General features: G+C 36.5%; 4 protein-coding genes. All 4 read left to right on the top strand.

Annotated features, from left to right (window positions below; genetic code table 11):
• Window positions 1-279: 279 nt before the first annotated feature.
• Window positions 280-1,263, top strand: a complete 984-nt coding sequence (locus V7127_RS18530; protein WP_335355310.1) for an NAD(P)-dependent oxidoreductase — start codon at window positions 280-282, stop codon at window positions 1,261-1,263.
• Window positions 1,264-1,697: 434 nt separating this feature from the next.
• Window positions 1,698-3,164 (top strand): allantoin permease, encoded by a 1,467-nt coding sequence (gene allW / locus V7127_RS18525; protein WP_335348149.1) that lies wholly within the window; start codon window positions 1,698-1,700, stop codon window positions 3,162-3,164.
• A 96-nt stretch (window positions 3,165-3,260) separates the two neighbouring features.
• On the top strand, window positions 3,261-4,616 hold the full coding sequence (allB, locus tag V7127_RS18520) for an allantoinase AllB (RefSeq protein ID WP_335488482.1): 1,356 nt from the start codon (window positions 3,261-3,263) through the stop codon (window positions 4,614-4,616).
• An 89-nt stretch (window positions 4,617-4,705) separates the two neighbouring features.
• Window positions 4,706-6,058, top strand: a complete 1,353-nt coding sequence (locus V7127_RS18515; protein WP_335488474.1) for an allantoinase — start codon at window positions 4,706-4,708, stop codon at window positions 6,056-6,058.
• Window positions 6,059-6,090 lie beyond the last annotated feature (32 nt).

Below are 6,090 nucleotides of genomic sequence, written 5' to 3'. Positions count from 1 at the left end.
ATACATATCTTAACTCTTTTTTTTCTTTTTTTAAAGACCTAAAATTTGAACAATATTTGACAGTAATAAAAATATGAACTGAAGAAATGTTTTACTCATCATTTTTTACTGTTCAAATCAGCTTTATCTTATTAAATCCTACTGACAGCGCCTTTGGGAAAGTATGACATTTGTGTGAAAAGATTAGAATACAATTGCATTCTTATGCAAACAAAATATAATTAAAGTATAAAATTTGTGAAAACATTCACAAACTAAAATAAGAAGAGGTGTAAGAAAATGGCAAAAATTTTAGTGGCAGGCGAAATTCCAGAAAAAGGATTGGAAATATTGTCAAAGGATCATGAAGTTGAAGTATTTGAAGGAGAAAAATTAATTTCCGAGGAAGAATTGAAGAAACGTATAAAAGATAAGGACGCCCTATTAAGTTTATTATCAACACCTGTAAGCCAAGAAATGATCGATGAGGCACCCAAATTAAAGATTATCGCAAACTATGGCGCTGGGTTTAATAATATAGATTTTGAATATGCGGCTTCCAAAGGAATTCCAATAACGAATACGCCCATTGCTTCAACAGCAGCAACAGCTGACTTAACGATTGCCCTTTTATTAGCGGCAGCAAGAAGGGTAGCCGAAGGTGATGAGGTGTGCCGAACCGTCGGGTTTAATGGCTGGGCGCCTACATACTTCCGCGGTCGAGAAGTTACTGGGAAAACAATTGGAATAATCGGTTTTGGTCAAATTGGTCAGGCGGTAGCCAAACGGGCAGCTGCCTTTGATATGAAAGTATTATACAGTAATATAAGACAGCAAACTCCAGAAGTCGAAAAAGCATTAAATGCTACTTATGTTACATTTGATGAATTAGTTGTCAAATCTGACTTTATCACAATCAATTGTTCATACAATACATGCAATAGACATATGTTCAGTACGAGACAATTTGAAATGATGAAGCCAACAGCCTATTTAATTAATTGTGCACATGGTCCAATTGTTGAAGAAGCAGCTCTTATTAATGCCTTAGAAAATAATATGATAGAAGGGGCTGCGCTAGATGTATTTGAGTTTGAGCCTGAGATTGGTGAGCGCTTAAAGAAACTGAAAAATGTTGTCCTAACCCCACACATTGGAAATGCAACCTTTGAAGCACGTGATAAAATGGCTGAGATGGCTGCCGGGAATATTGTGAAAGTATTAAATGGCGAAGAACCGAATTATGTTATTAATGGAGTTACTAAAGTAAAAGAACTTGTATAATACTTTTCACAGAGGGATTTACATATGTTCTTAAATGCACACGAGATGGTATGTGATCTCGTGTGCATTTTGTTTTTTGATGAACAACTATTTAAAAGTATTCTTAAAACTATACTGAAATATTAATTTTAGTCATTGTGCAAAACATACAACCTTTTGTCTTAAGTGAATATAACCGGAGGGTTCCTTATACAAAGTAAATAATAAATAATAATTCTTTTGTTTAATAAACATAAAGAAGTTTGTTGAAAATCAATTTATAATAATAGTCATGACAGATTAAATAATAAACCTGTAAAAACATTTTTGTTCAATATTGAACAAAAACCTTTTGCATTTTTTTAAGCAGGTACGCTAAACATAAGTTTAGCAGAAGATGAACTTGAACGAAAGCGAGGTTCCGATGATTGGAACTATTTAAGGAGGAGATTCTGTTGAATCACTTTAATAGAGAGCAAGTAAAAGCTTCTGGTTATAGTGAAGACGTTTTACCAACAAAGGAAGAAGAAAGAAAATGGGGCATAGGAAACTTTTTTACCATTTGGATGGGCTCTGTTCATAACATTCCAAACTATATTGCTATTGGTGGCCTTTTTGCATTAGGCTTGTCAGTTAGCCAAGTTTTTTTAGCCATCATGGTTGCTTCCATTATTATTGCTGCAGTGCTAGTTCTAAATGGTCATGCTGGATCAAAGTACGGCTTGCCATTTGCAATGTTATTGCGCTTATCATATGGAAATAAAGGTGCAATGATTCCAGGAGTATTAAGAGGAGTGATAGCTGCAATCATGTGGTTCGGATTTCAAACGTACGCAGGTAGCCAGGCATTATCGATCTTAATTGGAAAACTTTGGCCTACATATTTAACATTAGGTGGAGATTGGAACTTATTAGGTTTATCATTGCCAGCTTTGATTTCATTTTTACTATTCTGGTTATTCAATGTGGCATTAATATACGGAGGAATAGGGTTTTTAGGAAAATTCGCAAAAATCCTTTCACCCCTTGTTTACATCGTTTTTATTGGAATGGCCATTTGGGCTATTAACTTAGCCGGCGGGATTGGACCTATACTAGCTTATACTGGATCGGGATTTCACGGAAATAAACTGATTATCTTTTTCGCGGCTGTAACAGCAGTAATTGCAGCATGGGCAGCACCGATTGTAAACGTTTCAGATTTCACAAGGATGGCTCGCTCAACGAAGGAACAAGCAATTGGACAAACAGTCGGGCTCGTTGTAGCGTACTTATTATTTGCAGTGGCGAGCATCGCAATTATTGTCGGATCTGAAATTGCTTTCGGAACTCCGATCTGGAACGTACTTGATGTTGTTGCTCGTTTTGAAGGAACGTTTGCAATCGCTATTTCAGTTCTTACTTTATGCTTAACGACTTTATCAGTAAACGTAACAGGTAATATTGTTCCAGCTGGTTACCAATTAGCATCTTTATTTCCAAAAAAACTGACTTTCAAAACGGGTGCCATGATTGCAGCTGTCATCGGAATTCTAGTTATGCCGTGGAAGCTTATGGAAAATGCAACAAGTATTTTTACCTTTTTAAATATTATTGCCGGAATATTAGCTCCAGTAACAGGGGTCATGTTAGCTCAGTATTTTGTCATATCCAAAACGAATATTGACTTGAACGAATTATATGCAAAAAACGGCCAATACAATTATAGAAATGGGTTTAATATAAATGCCATCGTAACAACGATTATAGCAGGTGTTATTTGTTTGATTGGGAATTTCATACCATTTCTAAAGCCGCTTTACGATATTTCTTGGTTTATCGGAATTATATCAGCGTTTATTATTTATACATTGCTAGAATGGCCCCATGCTAAAGGGACTTTGTTTGAAAAAACGCCAAAATTAAATGAAGGTAACAGATAAATTAAGGATCATATTCAAAATTAGTGCAAGCTTTATGAGATGAAATAACTTTTAGTTATTCCATATAACTTTTTGAAAATTGAAAGGGGAATTATGATGACTTTTGATGTAGTAATTAAAAATGGGAATGTTGTTTTACGTGATGGAGTTTACAAAGTTGATATCGGAATTAAAGATGAAAAAATCTCTTGCATTGCACAACAAATTACTGATGATGCAAAAGAAGTTATCGATGCAAGTGGACAATATGTTATGCCAGGAATGATTGATACACATGTTCATATTAGTGAACCTGGTCGTACTGAATGGGAAGGATTTGAAACAGGATCAAAATCATTAGCGGCTGGCGGTACAACAAGCTATGTTGAAATGCCGCTTAATGCTCTTCCAGCAACAATCAATAAAGAAGCTTTAGATCTTAAGCTTGAAGCAGCTATTGATCAAAACTATGTTGATTACGCTTTTTATGGAGGACTTGTACCAGAAAATCTGGACAAGCTGAAAGAATTAGCGGATGCGGGTGTCCTTGCATTTAAATGCTTCTTATCTGATATCACTAGTGATGTGCCAGGTGATTTCACAAATGTGGATGATTACACATTATATAAAGGTATGCAAAAATTAGCGGAATTAGATCAGCTGCTATGCATTCACGCGGAAAATCCATCGGTTACATCTGGTCTTGCTAAAGAATTTGCGAGAGAAGGCAAAAACTCTGGAGTAGAATATGCGGAATCACGCCCTGTTTTTACAGAAGTGGACGCTGTTCAACGTGCGATCCTTTTCGCTAAAGAAACTGGTTGTAAATTGCATTTAGTTCACATTAGTACGTCAGAGGCTGTTCAAGCTATTTTAAAAGCTCGTGAAGAAGGTGTAGATGTAACAGTTGAATCTTGCCCGCACTACTTTGCCTTTACTGCTGAACAAGTTGATGAAATTGGTCCTAGAGCAAAATGTCAGCCTCCAATCAGAAAAGCAGAAGATCAAGCGAAATTATGGGATGAGCTTCTTAACGGGAATATCGACTGGCTCACATCTGACCATTCTCCTTGTACTGAGGACTTAAAACAAGGAAATCTCTGGGAAGCATGGGGTGGTATTAGCGGAGCACAAAATAATGTTGATCTTATGTTTGATTTAGCTGTTAAACAACGCTGCTTACCAGTTCATAAGTTTGTTGAATTAATCGCAACAAATCCGGCAGAACGCTTTAATATTACACATAAAGGTGAAATTGCCGTTTCAAAAGATGCTGATATTATTTTAGTTGACCCTAACCAATCCTATGTTGTAAAAAGAGAAGACCTGTATTATAAAAACAAACATAGTGCATATGAAGGCAGAAAAATTGATTGCCGTGTAACAAAAACAATTGTCCGCGGAAATATCGTGTTCGATTTAGAAAAGGGAATTGTCGGAAGCCCTATCGGAAAACTTATTTCAGTAAAATAATTCTTTATAGTCCTATATATAGATACCCTTTGCTATTGTCGGCGATCGACAATGGCAAAGGGTTAAAAAAATGTTGGGGAGAGGGAAATATGGCAACTTATGATTTAATTATCAAAAACGGTACAATTGTAACTGCGGAATCAGTCGTTCAAGGTGATGTCGCGATCAAGGATGGAAAAATTCAAGAAGTATCTATTGGTAAATCTATTGAAGCAGCTGCAGAAAAAGAAATTAACGCAGAAGGATTACATATTCTTCCTGGATTAATTGATACGCATGTTCATTTTAATGAGCCAGGAAGAACGGAATGGGAAGGTCTTGAAACGGGAAGCAGAAGTTTAGCTGCTGGCGGGGCAACATCTTTCTTTGATATGCCATTAAACAGCACGCCTCCAACGATCAATAAAGCAAATTTAGATTTAAAAAAAGCTTGTGCTGATGAGAAATCTATCGTAAATCCATATTACTGGGGCGGACTCGTACCAGAAAATATTGCTGACCTTAAAGAGCTTCACGAAAATGGTGTTATTGGCTTTAAAGCCTTTATGTCACCAAGCGGAATTGCGGATTTCAACCATGTTGACGATGAAACCATTTTCAAAGGTATGAAGAAGATTGCATCTTTCGGTTCTTTATTGGCAGTTCACGCTGAAAGCACAGTTATTTGTGATCAGTTAGCAAAAGAAAAGCAAAGTGAAGGCAAAACGTCAGCAAGGGATTTTGTTGAATCAAGGCCGATTATTTCTGAAATTGAAGCAGTTAGAAGAATTATCTCTTATGCTGAAGCAACTGGCTGTAAGCTGCATGTTGTTCATGCAAGCAGCCGAAAAGTAGTGGAAGTTATTACAGAAGCAAAACAAAGAGGCGTAGATATTACGGTCGAAACTTGCCCGCACTATCTTGCTTTAACTGTAAAAGATTTAGAAGAAAAAGGCGGATTAGCAAAATGCTGCCCTCCATTGCGTGATGAAGAAGAAGTCGAAGATCTATGGGCTGCTGTAGCGAATGGTGAAATTAACGTCATCGCTTCTGACCACTCACCAGCACCTGCATCTATGAAAACAATTACAGACAACTATTTCGAAGGCTGGGGCGGTATCTCTGGTGCTCAATCAACATTAAATATTATGTTGACTGAAGGGCATTTCAAACGCAATCTGCCTTTAGAAAAAATTGTTGAATTGACAGCGACAAACCCAGCGGAACTATTCGGTCTTTCAAGTAAAGGAAAAATTGAAGCTGGATACGATGCAGACTTAGCCATTATCAACTTAAACGAAACCTTTGAATTAAAAAAAGAGGACTTATTCTACCGTCATCAACATTCACCTTATGTTGGCATGACATTTAAAGGAAAAGTCAAAACAACAATTGTCAATGGTGAAGTTGTTTTTGAAAATGGAAAAATCACGGAGAACGTAAAAACAAAAGCTAATGCATAAGCAATAAAACAAAAAACCAAAGCCCTAAAAAT

This window comes from Bacillus sp. JJ1773 (assembly GCF_036962035.1).
In the GTDB taxonomy this organism is placed as follows: Bacteria; Bacillota; Bacilli; order Bacillales; family Cytobacillaceae; genus Cytobacillus.
Note: the sequence above shows the minus strand (reverse complement) of the source record. Positions and strands in the feature narration are given on the sequence as shown.

What these genes read in the sequence shown, in the direction of transcription:
- V7127_RS18530 (WP_335355310.1), top strand. Translation starts at nt 280, where the DNA reads ATGGCAAAAATTTTAGTGGCAGGCGAAATTCCAGAAAAAGGATTGGAA.
- allB (WP_335488482.1), top strand. Translation starts at nt 3,261, where the DNA reads ATGACTTTTGATGTAGTAATTAAAAATGGGAATGTTGTTTTACGTGAT.
- V7127_RS18515 (WP_335488474.1), top strand. Translation starts at nt 4,706, where the DNA reads ATGGCAACTTATGATTTAATTATCAAAAACGGTACAATTGTAACTGCG.